This is a genomic window from Providencia sp. AGC89, from assembly GCF_053543535.1.
Window position 1 is genome coordinate 250,619 of record NZ_JBIXLP010000068.1, and the last position, 24,610, is coordinate 275,228.

General features: G+C 37.0%; 10 protein-coding genes and 1 pseudogene. 5 read left to right on the forward strand and 6 right to left on the reverse strand.

The features are described 5' to 3' along the window. The first annotated feature begins 1 nt into the window (after position 1). Positions 2-178 (forward strand): DUF2496 domain-containing protein, encoded by a 177-nt coding sequence (locus ACIPUA_RS14850; RefSeq protein WP_042848160.1) that lies wholly within the window; start codon positions 2-4, stop codon positions 176-178. On the opposite strand, the gene mscK is transcribed toward ACIPUA_RS14850, so the two are convergent. The 3 genes from mscK to acrR all read right to left on the reverse strand — a co-directional run bounded on the left by mscK (position 175) and on the right by acrR (position 4,678). Then, on the reverse strand, positions 175-3,555 hold the full coding sequence (gene mscK, locus ACIPUA_RS14855) for a mechanosensitive channel MscK (RefSeq protein ID WP_210815357.1): 3,381 nt from the start codon (positions 3,553-3,555) through the stop codon (positions 175-177). The two genes, ACIPUA_RS14850 and mscK, sit on opposite strands and share 4 nt — an antisense overlap. 106 nt (positions 3,556-3,661) lie before the next feature. Then, positions 3,662-4,015: a DsrE/DsrF/TusD sulfur relay family protein gene (locus ACIPUA_RS14860; protein ID WP_042848163.1), complete on the reverse strand. Its 354-nt coding sequence runs from the start codon at positions 4,013-4,015 to the stop codon at positions 3,662-3,664. Positions 4,016-4,027: 12 nt separating this feature from the next. After that, a complete protein-coding gene (gene acrR, locus ACIPUA_RS14865; protein ID WP_042848164.1) occupies positions 4,028-4,678 on the reverse strand; it encodes a multidrug efflux transporter transcriptional repressor AcrR in 651 nt (216 codons plus the stop codon). Positions 4,679-4,812: 134 nt separating this feature from the next. Between acrR and ACIPUA_RS14870 the strand changes: the two genes are divergently transcribed. After that, complete coding sequence (locus ACIPUA_RS14870; RefSeq protein WP_042848165.1) at positions 4,813-6,000, forward strand: efflux RND transporter periplasmic adaptor subunit; 1,188 nt, start codon at positions 4,813-4,815, stop codon at positions 5,998-6,000. 15 nt (positions 6,001-6,015) lie between these two features. After that, complete coding sequence (locus ACIPUA_RS14875; protein WP_042848167.1) at positions 6,016-9,174, forward strand: efflux RND transporter permease subunit; 3,159 nt, start codon at positions 6,016-6,018, stop codon at positions 9,172-9,174. Between the two features lie 60 nt (positions 9,175-9,234). Here ACIPUA_RS14875 and ACIPUA_RS14880 read toward each other — a convergent pair whose 3' ends face one another. Then, the gene (locus ACIPUA_RS14880; protein WP_449059821.1) at positions 9,235-15,642 is read right to left on the reverse strand and encodes a TcdA/TcdB pore-forming domain-containing protein; all 6,408 of its coding nucleotides are present in this window, start codon (positions 15,640-15,642) and stop codon (positions 9,235-9,237) included. Between the two features lie 234 nt (positions 15,643-15,876). Here ACIPUA_RS14880 and ACIPUA_RS14885 point away from each other — a divergent pair, with 234 nt between their 5' ends. After that, the gene (locus ACIPUA_RS14885; RefSeq protein ID WP_042848169.1) at positions 15,877-16,815 is read left to right on the forward strand and encodes a two-partner secretion domain-containing protein; all 939 of its coding nucleotides are present in this window, start codon (positions 15,877-15,879) and stop codon (positions 16,813-16,815) included. Between the two features lie 75 nt (positions 16,816-16,890). On the opposite strand, the gene ACIPUA_RS14890 is transcribed toward ACIPUA_RS14885, so the two are convergent. Continuing rightward, complete coding sequence (locus ACIPUA_RS14890) at positions 16,891-18,276, reverse strand: SLC13 family permease (RefSeq protein ID WP_449059822.1); 1,386 nt, start codon at positions 18,274-18,276, stop codon at positions 16,891-16,893. 299 nt (positions 18,277-18,575) lie between these two features. Further along, positions 18,576-24,077 carry a TcdA/TcdB pore-forming domain-containing protein gene (locus ACIPUA_RS14895; protein ID WP_449059823.1) on the reverse strand — a complete coding sequence of 1,834 codons (5,502 nt, stop codon included), beginning with the start codon at positions 24,075-24,077 and terminating at the stop codon, positions 18,576-18,578. Between the two features lie 146 nt (positions 24,078-24,223). Between ACIPUA_RS14895 and ACIPUA_RS14900 the strand changes: the two are divergent. Beyond that, positions 24,224-24,610 (forward strand): annotated as a pseudogene (locus ACIPUA_RS14900) (IS1 family transposase); the annotation flags it as partial.

Genomic DNA, 24,610 nt, shown 5'->3' on the forward strand with positions numbered 1-24,610 from the left:
CATGTCTTCGCTTAAAGATGCACCGCTAGAAATACAGCTTGCCGTTGATTTGATTTATTTATTAGAAACCTCAGAAATAGACACAGATATCGTACTAAAAGCCCTTGATATTGTTAGAAATGACTATATTTCGAAGCAAATGCAGGCGGCCCAAGCCACCTGCACGAAAGACCGCTAATTAGCTAAGTTGCCATCACCGTCTTTTAATGTACGCTTGACTTCTTGCACTTCATCCCCTTGGCTATTATGCAAATGAACTTCTAGTTGGTTGAAGGCAATATCAATATCATTTTCTCTACATAGTTTGTCTATCGCTCGGTTTATTTCATCATTCGTTACAGACCGATCACCAATTTGGCGTACGTAAAAACGCAATTCGTGATCTAAAGTACTCGCGCCAAAACTAGTAAAATAAACATTAGGTGCAGGTTCTGTCATTACTTTGCTGTTACTGGTCGCCGCAGATAATAAAACTTGCTTAACTTTGTCGAGATCTGACCCATAAGCAACACCAATTGCTATCGTTACCCGTGTGACGGTGTCTGAAAGCGACCAGTTGATCAACCTTTCAGTCACAAAAGCCTTATTGGGAATAATGACCTCTTTACGATCAAAATCAACAATGGTAGTCGCTCGGATGCGGATCTTACTCACCGTCCCTGAATATTCGCCGATCGTCACCGTATCACCAATACGAATTGGCCTTTCAAATAATAAGATGATCCCAGAAACAAAGTTAGCAAAAATTTCTTGTAAACCAAACCCTAAGCCAACGGTTAAAGCAGCGGCTAACCACTGTAATTTATTCCAAGTTACGCCAATCATCCCCAGCGAAGCAATCGCTCCTATACCAATAATACTGTAAGTTAATATGGCTTTAATGGCGTAGGTTGAGCCCTGACGCAACTTCAAACGAGATAATACCAGAACTTCCAATAACCCAGGTAAGTTATGCGTCATCACCCATGACACAACAATAATCACTAACGCTAAAATTAAATTGGCAAGCGTCACGTATTGTAAAATATTGCCACCTTCCGCCGAAGTCGCCGTGTAGCCCCACAAATTCACGCTGTCTAAGAAGGAAAAAATCGTAATAAAGTCAGACCAAATAGCATAGAACGCTAGTGCAAAGATAATAAATAAGACCATTGTCATTAAGCGCAACGACTGTTGGCTAATTAAATCAATGGCCATAGGGGGTTCTTTAATTGGCTCATTTTCTGTCTCTTCTTGCTTAGACATCGCACGTCGTTCAATAGCTCGTTGATACGCAAGCTTTCGAGCGACTAATGTCAACCCCCTCAAGCAGGCATTATAAGTGATATGCCACAGCAACAATAAATATAAGCTGTCTATCCAACGATTCGTCAAACGTAATGTGGTGTAGTAGTACCCCGCCATCATCAACCCCACTAAAATCAATGGTGAAAATGTCAGTAGTGCCACAACAATACTCCGAGTTAAATGACTGCCCCTTTCTTGCCAAACCCGCTTACAAAATGGAGTGGTAAAAATACACAGTAGCACTAAGGAAATTAACACTACTAGCTGACCAATCACATCTTCTGACACTTTTAATGGATTGCTAATTCCGTAAGTCGAAAAGAAAATAAGCGGTAACAAAGGGATAGATAATCTGAACAGACCACGTCGAGCAAGTGTTATTTTCTCTTTTTCGATAGCAAAGTGTTTTTGCGCGATACCTTGGGGTTTAAGTACCCGATAAGTTAGCTCAAATAACACCCAGAAGATGGCTAATTGCTGACAAAATTTCCAAACAAAGGGCCCTTGAGCATTACCTGTTTTCAAAAACCAATAACCAATAGCTAATAAAAACAATGATACTGGCAAGGTCTGCATTAACGTTAATAATAAGGCAAATGGTGTACTTAATACGCTGTCACTACGTAAACTTGAAAGGTGCTGGTCGATATCCTGTAATCGTCGATTAATCTTACGGTTAAACCAAATAAAAATTAGCGCGACTAACACTAACGGAATAACCACCAGCAAAGAGTTACTGACGCCCTTCATAATGCTACGGCTTGAAATGGATAAATCAACATTGTCGAATTGTGCAGTCGCCGCTTCGGGAAAGGCTTTCAGCCATTCTAAATCAATCGGTTTATTACTGTTCACCCAAAATATTTGCTGTGCCAATATGTTTTCAAGAGAACTCACAACACTCAATAATTGGTTTTGATCTAACTCTAAATTAATTGCTTGTGAAATTTGCCCTCCGAGTTGTTGATTCAGCTCATCTAACAACCCTCGGCGAACTTCCAACAGTTTTATTAAAACTGCTTTGTCTTCCTCTGATAATAAGGTTGACGCTTCTGGGTCATCCCCCGTTTTAACCTCTAATTGCTGTTCTAATTTAGTGATGTAATCACTGGGTTGGTATAGTTCATCACGCTGCTGATTAATATCAAATTGTTCAAGGCGCAAATCAGCAATTGTCGTAGGTAAGTTTTTAGTTAAAATATTAGCGGGTAAATCAATTTGTTGTTGAAATAAAATTCGAGATAACAACAAACTACCTCGTAATACATTGATCTGTTCTTTTAAGTTTCGCTCTGATTGTGTCGCTCTTTCAAGCCACGTTTTAACTCGTATACCATTTTGTACTAATTTATTACTGTCTTCTGTCACCGCAATAAGCCGATCACTTAATGTATTATTAATCGCAATTTCTTTTTGAATAATCGGGTTTTGTTGAACGTTAATATCTGTTTCAGAGGTACTCAATGCTTCACGTACCGTCGATTGGGAATCATTAAGCCGACGGTGGCTAATTTCAGCTTGGATCTGTTGAATGTAGACTTCGAGCTGTTCAATATAAGCCGCGGTATAATCGCGTTGTTTTTGCAATACATCTTGCAATTGGGTATTGCTTTGTAGAATGCGTTTTTGATACTCATTTTGCTGCTGTAATAGATATTGTTCTACCAGTAGCATATTGATTTGGGTTGGCCTTAAGCTCACCACATCGTCTTGTGTATTATTTAATTCATTACGAATATCTTGCAAACGCTTCGCATTTTCTAGCATCAGCGCTTGGGCTCGTTCAGGTTGAGTTTGTAACCCTATCAATTGACTACTGTAGGTAGCGAGGTCACTGTGTTCAACTTGAAGGTTTTCTAGGTAAGATGATTTCAATGCTTCTAATTGGGAAAGTGTGCTTTTTTGAATTTGTTCAGCGAAGTTTGCTGCAAGTTGTTTATTTTCTTTTTTTATTTGCTGTAAACCTTGAACCGCTTTTCTCGAATCTTCACTGGTATTGTTGAGTTTTTCTTGTAGTTCTTCAGTTCGTTGTTCTAATTTACTCAGTTCCTCATAAAAATCAGATGTTTTTTCTAAATCCGCTAACGCTAATTTATCATCTTCATTCAAGGTACTTTTTTTATTCAATGCATCGAGTGCACTTTTAATCTCATTTTTACTCGGTAAATGACTCGTGGTTAATGCGTTAACAGGATAGGAAAAAAGCACTGTGGCAAATAATAAGATTATGCTAATTAAATGTAGCCAATTCCGTTGTTGTTTCATCATAACAACATCCCTATATACTCATAATAAGCTTTCACATATTGTTTTATTACACAAAGTGCTGATAAACAACTATCAGCACACTAGGTAAATATTGCACGACCCCAGACTAGAACGTTAATACTTTCTCAGCACTTAATGTCCAACTGGCGAGTTCAACAAGCGTCCCAACCTCAACACCGTCCGCTAAAGCAAGTTCGCTAATTCCTCGTGCATCCGTACATGTTTTACACAATTTCACGGGAACATTTTGTGCGGTTAAAATTTCTAACATCTGTTGAAGATTATAACCTTCTTTGGGTTTTTGCGCAGCCAAGCCCGCAGCCACTGCATCTGACATTAAGAAAACTTTTAAATCCAACTGTGAATTTTGCTCTTTTAAGGTGATCGCCAAACGCAATGAGTTAAATAATGTTTCACTGCCGTAAGGTGCGCCATTGGCAATAATCAGGATAGATGACATTTTACACTCCAATTATTCAGTTTGAATTGGTTTAAGCCGTATTGCGGCATTACTTTTTAAAGTCTCTAATAGTGTATCAACCAATGTAATGGTGTGTTGATTTATATTGAAGTTTTCTGTCTGGAGTAGCCAGTTTTCCAATAAACCTGACATCAAAGAACGGATCATAATAGCAGCGCAGTCGACATTTAGGTCTGCCGGTAATTGCCCTGCCGCAATACACGAGTGTAAGTTTTCAACAATTCGACATTGGCTAGCAACATAATTAGCCCGTTTAAAATCAACTAGCGCCGCCATTTCACCGACTAATTCGCACTTCAAAAAAAATATTTCCATCAGAGCGCGGTTTTTAGGGCTTTCAATGAAATCAGTTAAAATAAAAACTAACAATTCTCTTAGTATTGAAAGTGGATCATTGGTATATTTAGAACGATAATATTCTTCAGCTTGTACAATTTGGTTATCACCAAACTCACAGGCTTGATAAAAAAGATCAACTTTATTTTTGAAATGCCAATATATCGCCCCACGGGTAACCCCGGCGGCTTTTGCAATATCGGCTAATGATGTGGCAGAAACGCCTCGTTCAGAGAATGTTTTGATAGCAGCATCTAATATTTCCTGACGAGTTTCTTCAGCCTGTTGTTTAGTTTTTCGTGCCATTGTGACCCGTTTCTATCGAAAGCTGATTTACATACAATCGTGTATGTTTGTACTATAGCACAGTGATAAATCATATTGTTTACCATTTTTCTTATTTTTGTTTTGAACTCATATTGATTAATTGAGGTTAACTTATGCGAAAAAACAGAGGGGTGTTACCTCTGGCTCTGTTGGTTCTTTCAGGTGGCTTAGCTTTATCCGGTTGTAACGACGAACAACAAGGTGGCGGAGAACGCCCGGCGCCTGAAGTAGGAATTGTTACGCTTAAAGCCGAACCTCTGACGCTCAAAACCGAGTTACCAGGCCGTACATCTGCATTTCGTGTTGCTGAGGTTCGTCCTCAAGTTAGTGGCATCATTTTGAAGCGCAACTATAAAGAAGGTAGCGATGTCGAAGCTGGCACATCTTTGTACCAGATTGACCCTGCACCATTCCAAGCAACCTATGACAGTGCAAAAGCTGAATTAGCGAAAGCGCAAGCAAATGCAAATTTAGCAGGATTGACAGTTAAACGTTATAAACCATTGTTAGGCACTAATTACATTAGCCGTCAGGAATACGACCAAGCAACATCAACTTATGCACAAGCTCTTGCTGCTGTTAAAGCGGCTGAAGCCGCAGTTGAAACTGCACGTATTAACCTGAACTATACCAAAGTAACTGCGCCAATCAGTGGTCGTACTGGTAAATCGAATGTCACTGAAGGGGCATTAGTTTCTACTGGTCAAGCAACTGAGTTAATGCGTGTTCAGCAACTAGACCCTATCTATGTAGACGTCACTCAATCAAGCGATGATTTTTTACGTCTAAAAAATGAGATAGCCAAAGGTGCTGTCCAAAGAGAATCTGGTCAAGCCCCTGTAAGCTTAATCAGTAATGATGGCCTAGAATACGCACAAAAAGGTGTTCTCGAGTTCTCTGATGTGACTGTTGATGAAACAACAGGTTCTATCACAATGAGAGCCGTTTTCCCTAATCCGAACAAAGAGTTACTTCCAGGTATGTTTGTTCGTGCGGTATTAGAAGATGGCATAATTGAAAAAGCGATTTTGGTGCCACAACAAGGGTTATCCCGTACAGCTCAAGGGACTTCTCAAGTTATGGTCGTCAACGCTGAGAATAAAGTTGAAGTCAGGGCGGTTAAAGCTGGTCAAGCTATTGGCAATAAATGGCTGATAACTGATGGCTTACAAGAAGGTGATCGCATCATTGTCATCGGCTTACAAAAAATCAAACCAGGAATTGTTGTGAATCCTAAGGAAGCTAACTTAGAAACGCAATCCATAGACAATCAGGCAAAACCTGAAGAAAAGTCTAAATAAGGGAGCGGCTGATTAATGCCTAAGTTTTTTATAGAAAGACCAATTTTTGCGTGGGTAATTGCAATTATCACCATGCTTGCTGGTCTGTTGGCAATTATCCAGTTACCTGTTTCACAGTACCCAACCATCGCGCCACCGGCTGTTTCTATTTCAGCTAACTATCCGGGAGCGGATGCTGAGACTGTACAGAACACCGTAACTCAGGTTATCGAACAAAATATGAACGGTATCGATAACTTGGTATATATGTCATCGAGCAGTGATTCATCAGGTTCTGCTAGCATCACAATAACGTTTGAAGCAGGTACTGATGGTGATATAGCGCAAGTACAGGTACAAAATAAATTGCAACTGGCAATGCCATTGCTGCCACAAGAGGTTCAGCAGCAAGGTATTAGTGTTGATAAATCAACTAGTTCCTTCTTAATGGTTGCCGGTTTCGTTTCTAATGATGGCTCAATGGGGCAATACGACATTGCTGACTATGTTGGGTCAAATATTAAAGACCCACTTAGCCGAGTAAATGGTGTCGGTGAAACGCAACTATTTGGTACGCAATATGCGATGCGTATCTGGTTAAAACCAGAACAGCTCGTTAAATACAACATGACCACAACGGATGTCATTAATGCTATCAAGGTTCAAAACAACCAAGTAGCAGCAGGGCAACTCGGTGGTTCACCTTCAATTGCTAACCAGCGTTTAAACGTTTCTATCATTGCACAAACACGTTTAAATAATGCTGAAGAATTTAGCAATATTTTGCTGCGTGTAAACCAAGATGGTTCACAAGTACGCATTAAAGATGTTGCTGATGTCGAATTAGGTGCAGAAAACTACAGCACGATTGCCCGTTTTAATGGTAAACCTGCTGCTGGTATTGGTATTAAGTTGGCGACAGGTGCAAACGCATTAGATACCTCTAATAACGTGCGCGCAGCTCTTGAAGATATGAAACCTTTCTTCCCTCAAGGGTTAGAAATTGTTTATCCATACGATACAACCCCATTCGTTAAAATTTCGATTAACGAAGTGGTTAAAACGTTGGTTGAAGCAATCATGCTAGTTGTTGTGGTAATGTATTTGTTCCTACAAAACATTCGTGCAACCTTAATACCTACAATTGCCGTTCCAGTCGTATTATTGGGTACTTTTGCTATTTTATCGGCATTCGGATACTCGATAAATACCCTGACGATGTTCGCCATGGTTCTTGCCATCGGTCTTCTGGTCGATGATGCCATCGTTGTTGTTGAAAACGTTGAGCGGGTAATGCAAGAAGAAGGCTTGTCACCAAAAGAAGCGACCAAAAAATCAATGGGTCAAATCCAAGGTGCATTAGTCGGTATCGCAATGGTACTTTCGGCAGTATTTATCCCAATGGCTTTCTTTGGAGGGTCTACGGGGGCTATTTATCGTCAGTTCTCAATCACGATTGTATCATCAATGGTATTCTCAGTTCTGGTGGCAATGATTTTAACGCCAGCACTGTGCGCAACCATGTTGAAGCCGATTGAAAAAGGCAGTCACGGTAGCCAGAAAGGGTTCTTCGGTTGGTTTAACCGAATGTTTGAAAAGCAAGCTCACCATTATACTGACAGTGTAAGCCGCATGCTTAACGGTACAGGCCGTTATCTTGTCATCTACCTGATATTAGTGGCGGGCATGGCCTTTATGTTTGTGCGTTTGCCGTCTTCTTTCTTACCAGCAGAAGACCAAGGGGTATTCCTGTCAATGATCCAATTACCACCTGGATCAACCCAAGAACAAACGCAAGCGGTATTGGATGAAGTTAACAACTACTACCTTACCGAAGAAAAAGCAAACGTTGAGTCAGTCTTTACCGTTGGGGGCTTTAGCTTCGCAGGTCAAGGACAAAATATGGGTCTAGCCTTTATCGTTCTGAAAAACTGGAGCGAGCGTAAAGGTGATGAAAACCACGTCGATGCGATTGTACAACGCGCTAATATCGCGCTGTCACAAAAACAAGAAGCGCTAATCTACGCATTTAACCTACCGGCAATTGTTGAGTTAGGTACCGCCGACGGGTTCGACTTCGAGCTTGTAGATAAAGCTAACTTAGGGCATGAAAAATTAATGGAAGCCCGTAATCAGTTACTTGGATTAGCAGCTCAGCACCCAGAAATGCTGCAAGGTGTCCGTCCAAATGGTCAGGATGATACCTCACAGTACCGTATTTATATCGACCAACAAAAAGCACAGGCACAAGGTGTTGCGATTAGTGATATTAACGCAACATTAAGCTCGATCTTCGGTGGAGCCTACGTGAATGACTTTATCGACCGCGGTCGTGTGAAGAAAGTTTACGTACAAGGTGACGCAGAAAGCCGCATGCTGCCAAAAAATATCAGTAACCTGTATGTTCGTAACAACCAAGGTAAAATGGTTCCATTCTCTGCATTTTTGGACACATCCCAAGACCCTTGGAAGTTTGGTTCACCACGTTTAGAGCGTTATAACGGTGTCCCATCAATGAACATTCAAGGTCAGGCTGCCCCAGGTAAAAGTACCGGGGATGCTATGCTGCTAATGGAAAAACTCACGACTGAAAACCTGCCAAAAGGAATTGGTTATGAGTGGACGGGGATGTCTTATCAAGAACGTTTAGCAGGTAACCAAGCCCCTGCTCTATATGCGATTTCCTTGATAGTCGTCTTCCTATGCTTGGCAGCACTGTATGAAAGTTGGTCAGTTCCGTTCTCTGTTATGTTAGTCGTTCCGCTAGGTATTATCGGGGCATTAATCTTCACCTCAGTTCGAGGCTTAGATAATGACGTTTACTTTAAAGTAGGTCTACTAACAACCATTGGGCTCTCGGCGAAAAACGCAATATTGATTGTTGAATTCGCCAAAGACTTAATGGAAAAAGAAGGGAAAGGGTTAGTCGAGGCAACACTTGACGCAGTTAAGATGCGTTTACGACCAATCCTGATGACATCACTGGCATTTATGCTAGGTGTTATTCCACTGGTATTTAGTAATGGTGCAGGTTCTGCATCTCAGAACTCAGTAGGTACGGGTGTTCTGGGTGGTATGTTCGCAGCAACTTCACTGGCTATTTTCTTTGTCCCAGTCTTCTTCGTGGTGATCCGTCGCCGTTTCTCTAAGAAGTCTGAAGATATTGAACACAGCCATCCACCAGCTTCGCATTAATTACCTATAAGACTTAAAAAGAGCCACTTACGTGGCTCTTTTTTTCAACCTGATCACTATTTAATGTTGATTCACTGTATCGAATAATAATGTATCGGAATAACGTTGCCCTTGCCCTAAGGCTAATTTCTGCAACGTATTGACTCCATCATCCACAGCCATTTGAGTTGTAAATCCCCCTAATAGCGCGATTTCGTCATTTATTCTTAGCTGCTCATTAAAATAAGCGGATAAATACATTAAGCCATGACGAACCTGAGGACGTTCAGCAAGAATACTAATATCAATAAATTGTTCAGTTTCACCAATTTGAATTTGTAGGTGACGGTAGGAGTCAGCCTGTGAGCTATAAGCTTTATATATACATAACGATGTATTGTTTATTGGGTCCGTAATGATTAAATCCTCCCCTTGGCGACTAGCATATATATCCCCCAGTTGAGCTTCTATGGGGAGAACTAGCCGATCAACAACCCGATCTGCCGAGTAATTATTGATAATAATCGCTTTATAATACTGCCAATCTGCTTTCTCGAAATTATACGTATCTGAGCCTTCACCTAAGCTAATAATCAAAACAAATGTATTTCTGAATTCCTCTAACTTTAAATTATCATCACCCCTTGTTCCTTTTATAATTAACGATGAACTTAGCTGTTTATTATTCTGCAAAATTGGGTGATATATAATTTCATCACTATCTATTTGTAGCATTAAACCACCCGCTATTTTTTTTACGGACTTAAAGCTGAGGTTTGGGTATAAATCCATATATTCAGGTAGGTTCTCAGGGTGTATCATAACCCTATTATGATCAAAAATGCGGTCAAATTGAGCAGAGTCAATTGCCTTTACTTGATATAATTTCTTTGATTTTGTATCAAAAATTATGCCCTGCTGTTTAGCATCATCAAACCCCATGATTTGTAATTCACTCTCCGGTGAAAATGATGGTGATATGATAATTTTACCTTTTAAATACCATGCAGGTAATATACGTTTCCCATCAGCACCTTTTAACCCAAATAACGCAATAGGGTGTTTTTCATTTGAAAATTGGTTGAAATTACTCCACTTAAAAATTGACTTATTAAACCAATTTTTATTAAGGGCAACTGTATCAGCAGTGCCATCAGCATTAAGTTGCTTTACTGTGCCATCATATTGAATAATTAAAATATTATTCTGCCAGTTAATAACGTTCTCTATCTGGCGGAAATTTAAACGTAAAGCCGTTGGGTTATTTGGTTCAATAATATCTTGCCCAAGCCCCTCTTGGTAAAAAACTACATCTTCTTTTCGACTATAAAAAAAGAATACTTCCTGTCCACTTTGATTAAACAGGCTACCAACCAATATTAAATCTTCAGGTGATTGCCATACCCACTGGTCGCTTCTCAAGTCATAGAGATCGTGAACTACCCCCAAAACCTTGGCTAAGGTTGCTTTCTTTCCACTAATTTTAAATAAATTCTCAGCTCGTATTAAGTGTTCTTGTGATATACCAAAATGAGAACTTTCCATAATTGTTTTTAGTGGTATACCTGGTTTAGCTAATAGCAAATCAATTTCGACTTGTTTTTCTGCCGTTATGGAATATCGCCGTAATAACTGTGAACTTAGCTGGCTATCATAATTATCAGGTCTGGCTAAATTACACTTAATTAATGTCCCACTCTCACTTCGTAACCAATAACGGTAAGTAAAACCTTTGTCTGTCCCTATTAGCTTTACGATTTTCCCAACGGAAGTTTCGGTCTGTGAACTAGGGTTTCCAATATGTTCAGGATGATAAGTAAAACCTTGTTCCCTTTCGTGGTTTTGCTCCTGTTCTGTGAGTATGACGACTTTCCTAACATTTGGCTCAATAGGCATGTATAAATCTGAACTAGAGTTTATTACTTCATCAGAAAAAACTAAGTAGTCATGTTGTAACAGTTTTTGACGTTGTTCTTGAGATAATATAGTCGGGGTATTATGAAGCATATTAATTAACTTTCTATTATTAAATACCTTTGTTAGCTCTAATTTATCTCTAAGCACTCGATAAGTGCTATCTATTTTCTGCCCCAGATAATTTTGACGTAATGTAATATTAAATTGATTATATTCTAATGAAGCATGAACAATTTCTGCTCCACTACCTAAAACTGATGAAGCCTCTATTTTATGGGTAATATCGCCGGTCTTAACATTGGCTTGCCAAGCTATCGCTTTTTCTCTCGAATAGAAATAAACCACATCACCAATAACGCCGATTAATTCTGCTGTTTGGTTTTCTTCTGATAATGAATTCGTAAATAACATACGTTTTGTTGCAACGTCATAAAAAGCACGCCCAACATCTAAGCCATTATGCTGATAACTATTAACTACTACATATTGCCCATGTAATTCATGTTTATCCGCTAATTCATTAAGGTGTTGTTCAATAGATTGGCCTTTTACACTCCATCGGTGTCCATCTAAACTAATGGGTTCAATTGTTTGAGCACTAAAGTTAATTATATTAAGCTCATTCTTACTATTAATAATTTTTATCAGGCTTGATTTAGCTGTAGCATCAATTCCAATCGTAAACCCATTTATTTTAATATGGTCATCATAAAATGAAACATTAAGTTCTTTACCATCATCAATCAGACTTGTATCAAGTATCCATTGGGATAGCTTATCACTGCTTAAGTCTTCCATTAGCCGCAAGGAAGCACCATGGTTAACTGTAATTTGATATTCCCCGCCATTCCCTTTAACAACATGTTCTATATGACCTCGCCATGGTTCAGGCATTAGTGGAACAACCAAATGTTTATTTTCAGTGTTAAGCGTAACTTGAATTTTAGTATTGACATACTCATGCACTAATTCTGAGATTATGTACTCGGCACTACAATAGAGAAAATCAAAATAAAATTGGTAGTCTTCCTCCATTTTCCGCAATATTGAAAAGCCATTATCATTACGTACTGTTCCCCCGAAAAGAACACTGTAGTTATAACGAATATAAGATTGCGGAACGACGGGCAACACAATAATATGAGACTGTCCCCCATCAAAGCTGACCTGATTATCTACAACGCCAACCGCTTCCCTAATATTAATGGCATTCTTTCTATCAATATCTGCTCGTGGCGCTGACTGAAAATCACTCATACAACAATGCGGAATAGTCCATGTCATGTTTTCACCACGGTAGATATATTGACTCCCCAGTTTAAAAAAACCTCTTTGAAAGTTAATTTCTTCTATTACTACTCCATAAGTTGGGATTAAAAGTTTTTTTTCATCATCATAAGCTATTGCCGCATTCTGGTAACTTTGCTGATAAGCCGTAAATTCCAGACCAACAGCAGTTGCTTTTTGTGCGTGGCGTTCATTAATATTGATTAAAGCAGTAAAACCAATCCCTACCCCCATAATCGGTACAGATAATGGCCCAGTAATACCTGCGACGGTTTCAGCACCGAGTATAGAGGCACCTATACCGACAAGACCAGCTCCGAGTGACGCTGAGTCAAAAGCCAATTGCGTTCCGAACACGGCTCTTTGTGCTTCATTTTGTGCATTAGCTAACTCATAAATATCAAATACAACCATTGCTCCTTGGAAAAGAATACCAAGCCCTTCATTTGCCATACGTACTAGCGATAAAGAAAAATTGTTCATCATTGTTTTAGCCGCTACGCTTCCTTCTCGCCACAATGAGTAAGCTATTTTCCCTACTTTAGCAGCATCATTGATCACCCCATGTGCCATCATTGAATAACTAATGTAAGTATGAATACTTAATGCTGTTTCTAGATTTGATGGCTGTTCCGAAGAAGCCGCTGCCTTGCGATTTCGATTTGCAGACCATTGAATTATTGCTTGTATACCCATTGCTATATTGAGGCCATCTACATGTTCCGCTTCCCCAATACCACTTTTTCTTTGTAACTCCTTACCATTAAAAGAATAATTTTTCTTTAGTATTGCTATCTGTTTATGAAAATATTCTTTAAATTCAAAAAATGTTGCGTTTTCTGTTTCAATCCACCGTGTTTTTGCTTCTACGTCTTGGTGAATAAATTGAATGCGGTATCGGTCATCGCTCAATTTCTCAACATTTTCAAAAACGGGTAACCACTTTTCATCTAATTGATGTTTATTAATCACTTCATAAAGAGCCGATTCAAGGCGTTCTCCCAACCGCTCTGACTCTAAAATGGCTAAGGAAGCCTGTATTTGCTTGTCTCTTGCGATTAAGTCTTGACGAGCAATTATCTCTGATACCTCCTCGCTTTGGTGAATAGACTCCGTTAAATCATCCGACTGAACTAAATCGGCAACAGTTAAACGGCTACCAATTTGAACATCAGACATTTGCTCTGTATCAATTGATACCATTTCAAATTGACCACCGACAACTGAATAGTGCTGAGCCATGTTATTTTCAAACATAAATTTATTCAAAGCAGAAAATAATTTATCAGGATCATCAAAAGCATAAATACCAAAGTTAGGATCATAAAAATAATAATTTGTTTCATCATTAATTATCGTTTTCCCTAATAGCATCGAGTGTGTAACACTATTAAGTGCATACATATTTGATCCTTTAGAATCAACCAGAATTTCTTTTACCTTATTTAATTCAAATGTACCAAGAACTGTTGATGCCTGAGTCGCCTCTATATTTAAATGGAGATTCTCCAGTGCAAATTTTAATAAAATTGAGTTTTTATCTTCAGGTGATGCTGCTGCAAAAAACATTTTATTAAGAAATTTATTTGCACCTATCATCCCCTCTGACTTTAATGCAACAGACATCGTCCTAACTAAAGGATAACAACGCCCCCCCGAATTATCCCCCATTAAAGGCAAGTAAAAATCTTGGGGAGCAATTCGTTGGTCAATCCCCCCCGCGTCTCGAAACAATGAATTAGATTTCAAAGTGAAGCTTAAAATATTACTTTCAAACTCTGCTTTCTCCTTTCTAATTATATGTTGGTATAAAGCCCCCCTCTTTTCAATACTTAATTCACTCTTAATATATAACTCTTTCATTTTTAATGATGACATATCATCATTAAAACCATCAATAACTATCTGATCATATTGTTCAATACCATCATTAAATTTAACATTATGTTTTACTATGTCATTATATAACACCAGCTCATAAAGCTTTTCAATTGGCTGGGTTTTAAAATTAATTCCACTCTGGATACTCGGGTCTTCCATTTGAATAATTGAAGATTCCCCATGTTGTTTTTTTATTTGTAACCATAACCAATTGCGTTCAACGACTAATGCTTCTGCCAAAATAGAACCATACTTCTGCCTATAGTATCCACGTGTAATCTTATGTTCCTCAATAGATTTTTTAAATTGTGCAATTCTAATCGAATCCTCATTACTATGTGTTTCTTTTCTATTTAACGCTGTCAATTCTAAATTTATTTCTTCTATTTTATTATTTAGTATATTAATATTTTTAGCAATTTGAATTTTTATCTCATCACGTAAATTTAACCAAGGCGTAATAGCAGGATGCTGTAATGAAAACTCCCCTTCAAAATACACGCCATCTAAAATATTATCAGTATCAATACCAAATTCACTTGCAATTTGTTTTAATTTTTTATGTATTTCATTACGATGAAGGTTAAATTTATCTAAAACATCATGAGAAAGCCGCTCATTTGGGTATAAAGCACTAATCGAGGCACTATTTCTACGCAATATGGGGGTGGGAGTGCCATTAATGACTTCATATTCTTGGCGTTGTAGTAATAATTGCCACCCACCATGATTAAACTGCATATAAGCAACGGCAAGCCCTTCTTCAGTGCCAGATATTTGATAATCTTTAAAATCAAATGCCATTACTACGTTATCATATAATACTGAACTGTTTACTCGGCCATCATGATAAACACGGTATGTTGTCTCGTTTAACTTTGTGACAATAACAGAGCACCCTGTCAAAGAGCCTGTAAATAAAAAGCTATTTTCAGTTGCTTGTATAGGTATATCAACATAAGCAGGTGTTTTAATTGACTGATTAGCCCCATTATAGCCTAAAAAATAGGCTTCAACGGCTAATTTAGGGTCCATTCTTGAAGGCTCATACAGATATTCAGCTGCATAACTGTTTGGTGCTAGCTTGACTAATTGAGCACGGCCGTGTGGCGGAAGCTTCCCCATTTTTGTCATGTTATCGCCACTAATGGCATTCAGCCTAATAAAGGATAATGGGTCTGTGGCTAATTGCTGAATATCATGGCTTGCAAGACCATTTTTTGTTTGTATCCTTCGCCCCAAAAGGCCCGTTTTTAAAGATCTATCCCGCAATACTTGAGCTATTAATTCGGGGCTAACTTGCATTATTTTCTGTGCTAATACATTTCCTACATATATTAGCTTAATCCCAAAATGTTTTTTTATAATTAAAAAATCTAGCAAACTATATTTATCATTCAACATTTATATCATTCCTTTGATGTAATAATCTATTAATTAATCATTTATTAATTAACACTATAAATTTAAATAATTCAACTAAAAAACAAAAATAAACAAATAAACCCCATACAGTCACCATGGGAAATAACTGATATTTTTTATTATCATGGTGTTTTTTTTTGTTATTTTAAAAACCTTACTTTTAAGTATAATCAACACTGTTCAGGAGTCATTATAATAGCAAGGAAGTTATATATGAAATTAATAATTGTAAAAACCGCCACATATCTAAGTTTATTTCTACCTTTTATTTCTAACTCAACCCCTCCCAACATCGATAAAGCAAAAGTCATTAACATTGAAGCTCCACTTAAAAACCATATTTCATTCAATACTTTTGAGAGTTTATCTTCCAATGAAGACGGTTTAGTTTTTAACAATGATATAAACAGCAATAGCAATCTTAATAATAAAGCTGCCAAGCTTATATTTGCTGAAGTAACAGGAAATGAAGAAAGCCAATTACAAGGAGTTTTAGGCATAAAAGGCCAACGGGCTAACCTAGTTATCGCAAACCCAAATGGTATTTCATGGAAGAATGGCATAACTAATAATATAAATAGTTTGTCATTAGTAGCAGGAAAGTTTGAAAGGCAATATATCAAAAATAAAGAAAAAGATAACCAACTTGAACCAAAAAAGTTAGAGGACTACAGCCAACTAAAGTTTTCAACCCAGCCAGATAGCCTTGTCACCATTACTCAACAACAAGGTAACCCTATATTATTGTCAAAAATAAATGTATTCGCTGACCAAATAAAGCTACAAAACACTCTCAATATCAATGCAGCTATACAAAATTATATTAGTGCATCCGGTATCGGTACACTGTCACCTAGTGAAGCAGTCATTAAATATAGCTCAAAGTTTAAAACAGACATTCCTTACATCCAAGGAAACCAATTTGAACTGGACGAACAAGCAAAATTAACTGGGAGAAATATTACACTTGAGAGCCATCAGTACCAATGCCAAGATAACTTCCTTTGCCCACAAAATAAAATTGATATTAAAGGCCTTATCAGTGCAATGAGTCTTTCAGTACGTGGAGACGGTGATATTATGCTTTCAGATAAAGGTGCTATAAAGATAGGTAAAAACCAACAAATACTCATCGCTCAGCCACCCCAGTAATACCAATCTTACGAAATAACAAACAAAACGGCCTCCGAATAAGAGGCCGTGTGTTAATTCAAATTTGGGCTTAAGTTACATCCAAACGAACCATGCAAACAGTGAAATCACTATGATACAAGCAACGTTCAACACTGCCCCAACCCGCACCATTTCGATTTGCCTAATATAGCCAGAACCGAACACAATTGCATTTGGTGGTGTCGCAACTGGTAACATAAATGCACAAGATGCACCAATACCAATGATCATTGTTAATACAATAACTGGCATACCTAATGCCTCAGCAACTGTCGCAAAAATAGGCACTAATAATGCCGCACTCGCTGTATTACTGGTAAATTCGGTTAAAATGATGATAAAGGCTGTGACGGCGATAATAATCACAAACCAGTGACTTTGGCCAAATGTTAATTGCATCCAATCTGCCATGATGCGGCTCGCACCTGAAGAGCTTAAAATTGCGCTCAGGGTCAAACCTCCACCAAATAACATTAGCACGCCCCATTCAGTATTCTTTTGAATTTGCGCCCAACTAGCTACGCCAGAAATACCAATTAGGATCGCGGCACTGACTGCAATAATAGTATCTAAGTCTTTAACACCACCGAATGCATCACTGATAAATGTACTGGTGATCCAACATACAACAGCTAATAAGAAAATAACCATTGTTGTTACGCGTTTACCATTCCATTCCACGTGTTCTAATTCAATTTCAAAACGGTGTTTAAGATTAGGACGCAGCATCATATACATCAATACAAACATCATTGGCAGTAATACCACCATGATAGGAATACCGTATTTCATCCATGATAAGAAATCTAACCCTAATGCAGCAGCTGCGATCGCATTAGGTGGGCTACCAACAATGGTTCCCAAACCACCAATACTGGCACTATACGCAACACCCAATAATACAAATACAAAAGTGTTACGTTCATGGCGAACATCTAGGTTAGATAAAATACCCAACACTAACGGTAGCATCATAGCAGCAGTTGCAGTGTTACTGATCCACATCGACAGTAAAGCTGTAACGCCAAATAATAATAAAACAGCAACAGACAAGCGACCGCGAGCTGCCATCAGTAAACGATTAGCAATTAGCCTGTCAAGACCTTGAATGTGCAATGCTGTTGCTAATGCAAACCCACCAAAAAATAAAAAGATAATTGGGTTCGCAAAAGATTTCAGCGCATCACCTGTATTCATTAACCCAAGCACTACAGCGAGAATTGGAATACATAAAGCAGTGATTGTAACGTGAATAGCTTCGGTCAACCAAAGCACGCCAATAAAGACCATCATAGCGAGGCCTGCATTAGCTTTGTCATCAAATGGCAAGTATTTCAACAGTAACAGCAATAGTACGATATCAACCGCTAAGATTATCCAACCCCGCTTGTTTGATGGACCAGGCCCTACTGCTGGTGTTAAAGATTCAGAAGCATCCATGTAAACTCCATAGCTCGGAAGCAAATTCAGTTTCGAGTTTTATTGTTAATATTTATTTACGAGAAGTGAAATATAGAGTTAATTTATTAGGATGAAAATGTGGATACTCCAAAATTGCGATCTATGTTGTGTAATTTAGCTATTTTTTCATTGTAATGACAATAAATAATCGACTTTATCGATTAAAGTAGCTTAGATATGCTGCCCTAAGTCCCCGATAGAAACAAGCCTCTCTAAGCTTAGCATCTTATGTCAGCCAGCCTAACAACACTGGCTGTATTTTAATCCATAATTAACAATTACTGTTTTTCATTAAATAAAGAAAAAACCTGTTCAGATGTATGTTTTTGAAGATGTTGATTTGTTGCGTCACTGGTTAAAAATGATTTCTCACTGCTAAAAGGCGCCATCACTTCAGTTAACCTAGATATACTAAGATCACTAAACTCCCCTTTATAAGGGGCACTCTCAAGCTTTTTTCTTAAACTAACTTCAGTACTCAATCGACTTTCAAATGATGCTTTCTGAATCAGTTCATCCACGTTGTACGAAGCAAACTTATTAATACAGTTTATCTGTAAATGTTTATGAGTTTGAGATTGTTCTCCGAAAACTTGGCGTAACATTAATATTGTCCCCGTACTGGGGTCAGTTAAAAGCAGATCATCATTGTACTGATTTACTAGTAAAGAATCTAAATCATCAATAGGCAAAGAGATTGTATCTATTAAAGAGTCATTTGCGTAATTATCAATAACAATTACCTTATAGTGCCGCCAAACAGATCTGATTAATACATACCTACCTAGTCCCTCACCTCCGCTCAATACTAAATTTTTAACATTAGAAATGACTGGAGGAATAAGTATTCCATTCTCTTTTTTTGCTTGGATAATTAATGATGTCCCCACAGGGCTAGGTTTATCCTCACCATTTAAAATTACATCATGATAAAGTATTTCATCATTTTCTGTAAAAAGAAGCACCCCTGAATTGACTCTTTTGACACTTTTAAACTTAGTATTAGGATGTAATTCAATAATAGAAGGCAAGCTAGAAACCTCCTTAATTTGGTAACCGGAACCAAACGAGTCTCTTAACTGCTCAGGAGTTGCGTACTTTTGTATGTAAATTTTACGACTAACTGTATCAAAAATAAGTACACCGGAGTCGTCCTTATTTCTACCTAATAATTTTAGTGTGTTTCCTGTTAACAATTCTTGGGCGATAACAACTTTGTTATCTACATACCATGCAGGTACCGTATCCTTACCATTTGACGATTTAATACCGAATAATGTCAGTATAGGCAAGTCACCGAATAATTCATTCAAACTATCCCACCAAAAAGGGTGTTGCTCAAACCAAAAAGTATTAAGTGCGACTTGATGTGATTTCCCATCTGCATTTATTTGATAGACTATTCCATAAACATCTATGGCTAAAATACTTTTTTCCCAAAGAATAACATTTTTTAAATCAGGTATCTCAATACTCTCCATGACTGATGACGTTGAGTTTAAATTTTGTTTTTCAAAACTTTCTTGGCGATAGATTATTTTATTCTTATCATTATAAAAATAAAATACTTCATTTCCTTTTTCATCTAACAAGCCCCCCACTAAAAATAAATTAGAAAGTAGAGATGTATCCTCTTTAGTCGGATTTAATGATAAACCACCTCTTTCTCTTATAGAATTATAATTAGGAATTATTATTTTATCATTTTCTATAAAATACCAATAACGCTGTGATACCTTACCTTCACTTTCTTCTGATATCATAACTATTTTTGCTAATTCAGAAGTAGTATAGTTTGATATCCGACCATTGTCTGTAATACCTACCATATGTTCAGCTAAAAAAGACACCGTTTTATTTGATGATATCTTATCAAATAATTCAGAGGGATTTTCTTGTGATATCACATCAATGGTAATACTCAACAACTGTATTTTATTATTATAAAATAAGTGGGTAGTTTTAACTAAATTACCTTTTACCATTATTTCACATGAAATATAAATACTTTCATCCTCTTGCCATATATCAATAATTTCAATTGAAGCAGTTTCCGGATAAGTCATTTTATACTCAGACAGAATATCTCCGGAGCTAATATCAACCCCCAACATTACATTACTTTTTAATACATAAAAGTATGCCACTTCGTCAAGTGCCGTTCCAAGGACCATATTATTATTTTTATATTTTTCTGAATTAATGAATATAAATCGTTCTTTATCCATTTCAAAAAAAGCACGCCCGACGTTTATCTCATTGTGTTTATAATTTTCTATAACTATATATTTTTCATATAATTTATTTTCATGAGATAATTGCCTAAGATGACTAACAAGCGTTTGCTGACTATTTCCCCATTGACTCGCATCTTCACTGACAACACTCACTGTTAATGCTTCAAAATTTACTTTGCTCAGCTCATTATTTTTATCTAATACAAAAATATTATCTTTATTTAAATAAGATGAAATTTCTATTTCAACACCACCGATATTCAGGCCATTTTCCAGAAACTTAATGCTTGGGTTATTCAGTTGCTCTGTATTTATCACCCAACGAGATGCCTTCCCATCATCATCCATTAACTTAATTTTAACGCCTTCTTGTATGCTTATTTGATATTCACCCCCACCACCTTGGATTTCATATTTTATATACCCATGCCATTCCTTGGCTAATTTTGGAACAAATAAATACCTATATTGTTTATCTAACCTAACTTCAATTGGTGTATCAACATATTCATGGTAAATTTGTGTAATTGTATTCTCACTCGGGAATATATAAAAATCATAATCAAAGTTATCTTCATTTTCTAGGCGCCTAATCACATCAAAACCGCAATCATGGCGCATTGTTGCTCCTGGCCATAAGTTATAATTATATTTAATATACGATTTAGGTATGACTGGCAAAATTAGCGCTTCTACATTTTCGGTCTCTAATTTATGTACCTTATTTTGATAGCCTATCCCATCACGAATATTAATCGCTTTATCTTTATCAATTACCATTGTAGGGAAATTGCCACCCCAAAAAATATAATTTCTCCTTCCACCACCGGCTGATACTGAACTGGTTCGATAAATATATTGGCTATCAAACTCAATTTGCTTCGACCTTAAATCAATTTTTCTAAATACCGCACCAAAACGAGGCACTAACGCTTTTTTGTCACTTAAATAATCATATCCATTACCTTTATAAGCTTGATCAAGAGCATAAAAATAACGACCAACTGCTTTTGCATTATCACCTATAATAGCAAAATTACGTGCTAGCCCCGCAAACCCAATGCCAAGTCCTGCGAATATAACACTCGCACCTCCCAAAGCCATCGAGGTACTCGCTGCACCTAAAAAACCTGCCCCCGCACTACCAGCCCCTGCAATTAGCCCTACTGAATCAAAAGCTAATTGAGTACCAAACACCACTTTTTGAGATTCATTTTCTGCATGTTCTAGTTCATAAATATCAAAGCCAACAACTGCACCATTAAAAATTAGCCCTACACCTTCATTTGCTACATTAGCTAAAGAAAAAGAAAAATCACTAATTACCATCGCCGATGTATTGGATTCTTCGATTAATACTGTTTTAACTAATTCCGTTATTTTCACTGCATCGGTCATTGTCCCATGAGCCGTCATCGTATAGTTAACATAGCTATGCAATTTAAGTGCTAATGATAAATTAGAGGAGTTCTCGTTATCTTCACTCAACTTTTTCGTTCTATTTTCAGCCCATTGAATTATAGATTGTATTGCTATTCCCGCATTTAAGCCTTCAATAGGTACTGTATTGATATCCCCCCCTTTTGGAACCACTTTATTTTCATTAATATAATAATATTGCTCAAATGCCAGCATATTTTTTTCATAGTAATTTTTAAATGCCATTAACGAGCTGTCTGTTGTTTCAGCCCAATAGGTTGATTGTGGATCATCTTTATTAATGAATTGAATCCGATAGTGGTTATCTTCAATTTCCTCGATATTTGAAAATAAAGGAAGCCAACTTTTCCCTAACCGATGTTCAGATGATATTTTTTCTATCGATTTACTTAGTGATTTCCCCCACTGCTGTGCATCTAAAATAGTAAGTGATGTTTTTAACTGAATATCTACTTCGACTATATCCTGTCGTTCAATTAGTTGAACAACCGATTGTTGGCGCTCTGAAGCTGTACTGAGAGACTCTACATCACTTAAATTGTCAACATTTAAATAATTACCAACAGGAACTAATGCCATATCATCATTGACAATTGTCAGCACTGAAAAAGTAGGCGTACTATCTGTACCAAAGGCAGAATAATACTTCGCCATTTGGTTATCTATCATAAACTTATTTACCGCAGAAAAAAGAGATTTGCTTTTATCAAAAGAGAATAACCCAAAGTTAGGGTCATAAAAATAATATAGTGTATAACCATCCGTAACTGTTTTACCAATCAACATGGAATGTGTTCTTGTATTTACTGCAAACATCATGTTTTTTTCTTTTAAAGTTAATAAATTTTTTATGTCATTTAAGTCCATATATCCATGGGGAATTGAAGCCTCTACTGCACTAATATTAGAATGTAATTTAGCTAATGCTGATTTAAACAAAACAGAATCCGTTTCGTTGGGGGTTGCTGAAGCAAAAAATAACCTATCAATTAATAAATTAGCGCCCTTTGTTCCTCGGTTTGATAATGCAACTGACATGGCTCTAACTAATGGATAACACCGCCCATTAGATGTATCATCAGCTAGCATCAAATAGAAATCTTGTGGTGCAAGGCGATTTGTTATACTACCATTTAAATAAAAAAGCTCGCTAATTTTTTCCGTTTTATTTAATATATTATCGATATATTCTTTATGCTCAGACTCTTCTATTTTTTTATATAACGCCCCTCTATTTAATGCAGTTAAATTTTGATTTACATATATTTCTTTCATTTGTAGAGATGTCATATCATCCCTAACTAAAGCTATGCTAATCTCACTAAATTTTTGCATCCCATTATTAAAATCTATTTTGAATTTTATATTAGCTGAGTTTTTGTGGATATAAACCAAGTTATGATAACGGTTTGTAATTAAAAGATCAGACTCGATATTTCGTCGTTTAATTGACTTACGTTCAATAACCCAATCCATCCCTTTTTTTTCTTTGACTTGATACCACAGCCAACTCCGCTCCGCATCCCGAGTTTCTAAAAGAAGAGATTCATATTTTTCTGTTATAAATAATAAATACATTCTATTTTTGGCTGTTTTTGTTTTTAAAACATTAATTCTATTTCTTTCTTTTACCTTGTTAAGACTTAATGATTCTAAATGTTTTAATTCAGATTCCCATTTTTTTAAAAGCTGTTTAAGTAAGATTGAGTCCGAGTTAATTTTATTGCTTATATTGTTTATTATTACCACCCAAGGATTAGATGCTAAGTTATCTAATGAAAAATCGTCAAATTCAAAATTACCTTTATTTATATCATTTGTAGGAACATTATATAGCTTTGCTAAATTCAATATTCTCTTGTGTAACCTACCCCTATATTCTATAAATTTTCGCTTTTTGTATGATAGAAAATTAACACTTGCATGATAGCTATCTAATGGTTTGTTTTCATCTCGAAAAATAGGGATAGCAATATTGCCCTCTATTTTATATTTTTGCTTTTGTAATAAAAGTTGCCATTTACCGTTAATATATTGCATATATGCTGCGGCAATTCCTCCGTGACTCCCTTCTACTCTATAGTCATTATAGTCAATAGCCATAACGACATTATCATAGAGGATAGAACTATTAGTTCGCCTATCTTGATAAACCCGATAACTCTCTGAATTTAAGTCAGTTACTATTAGGTCATGTATTCAATCCGGTGATTAACCTGTAATATAGGGTAATTTATCGGAGAATATTCATGGCTAAAGTCGATGTAAGGTGCCCATTTTGTCAACAAACGCTCCCAGTGAAAAAACATGGATTAGGTAGCACTGGTCATCAACGTTATCGTTGCCAAGATTGCTGCCGAAGCTTCCAACTCGATTATAAATATCGTGCTTGCCAACCCGGAACTAAAGATAAAATTATCGACCTCACGATGAATAATGCCGGTATTCGTGATACTGCTAGGGCCCTTCATATCAGCATTAATGCGGTTGTTCGTACTTTAAAAAACTCTCGCCGAAGCAGGTAACGTCTTTACCGCTTGATAATTTGCACATTGAACTCCTTTGTGAAGTCGATGAACAGTGGTCTTTTGTGGCTAATAAGAAACAACAACGCTGGCTTTGGTATGCCTGGGAAC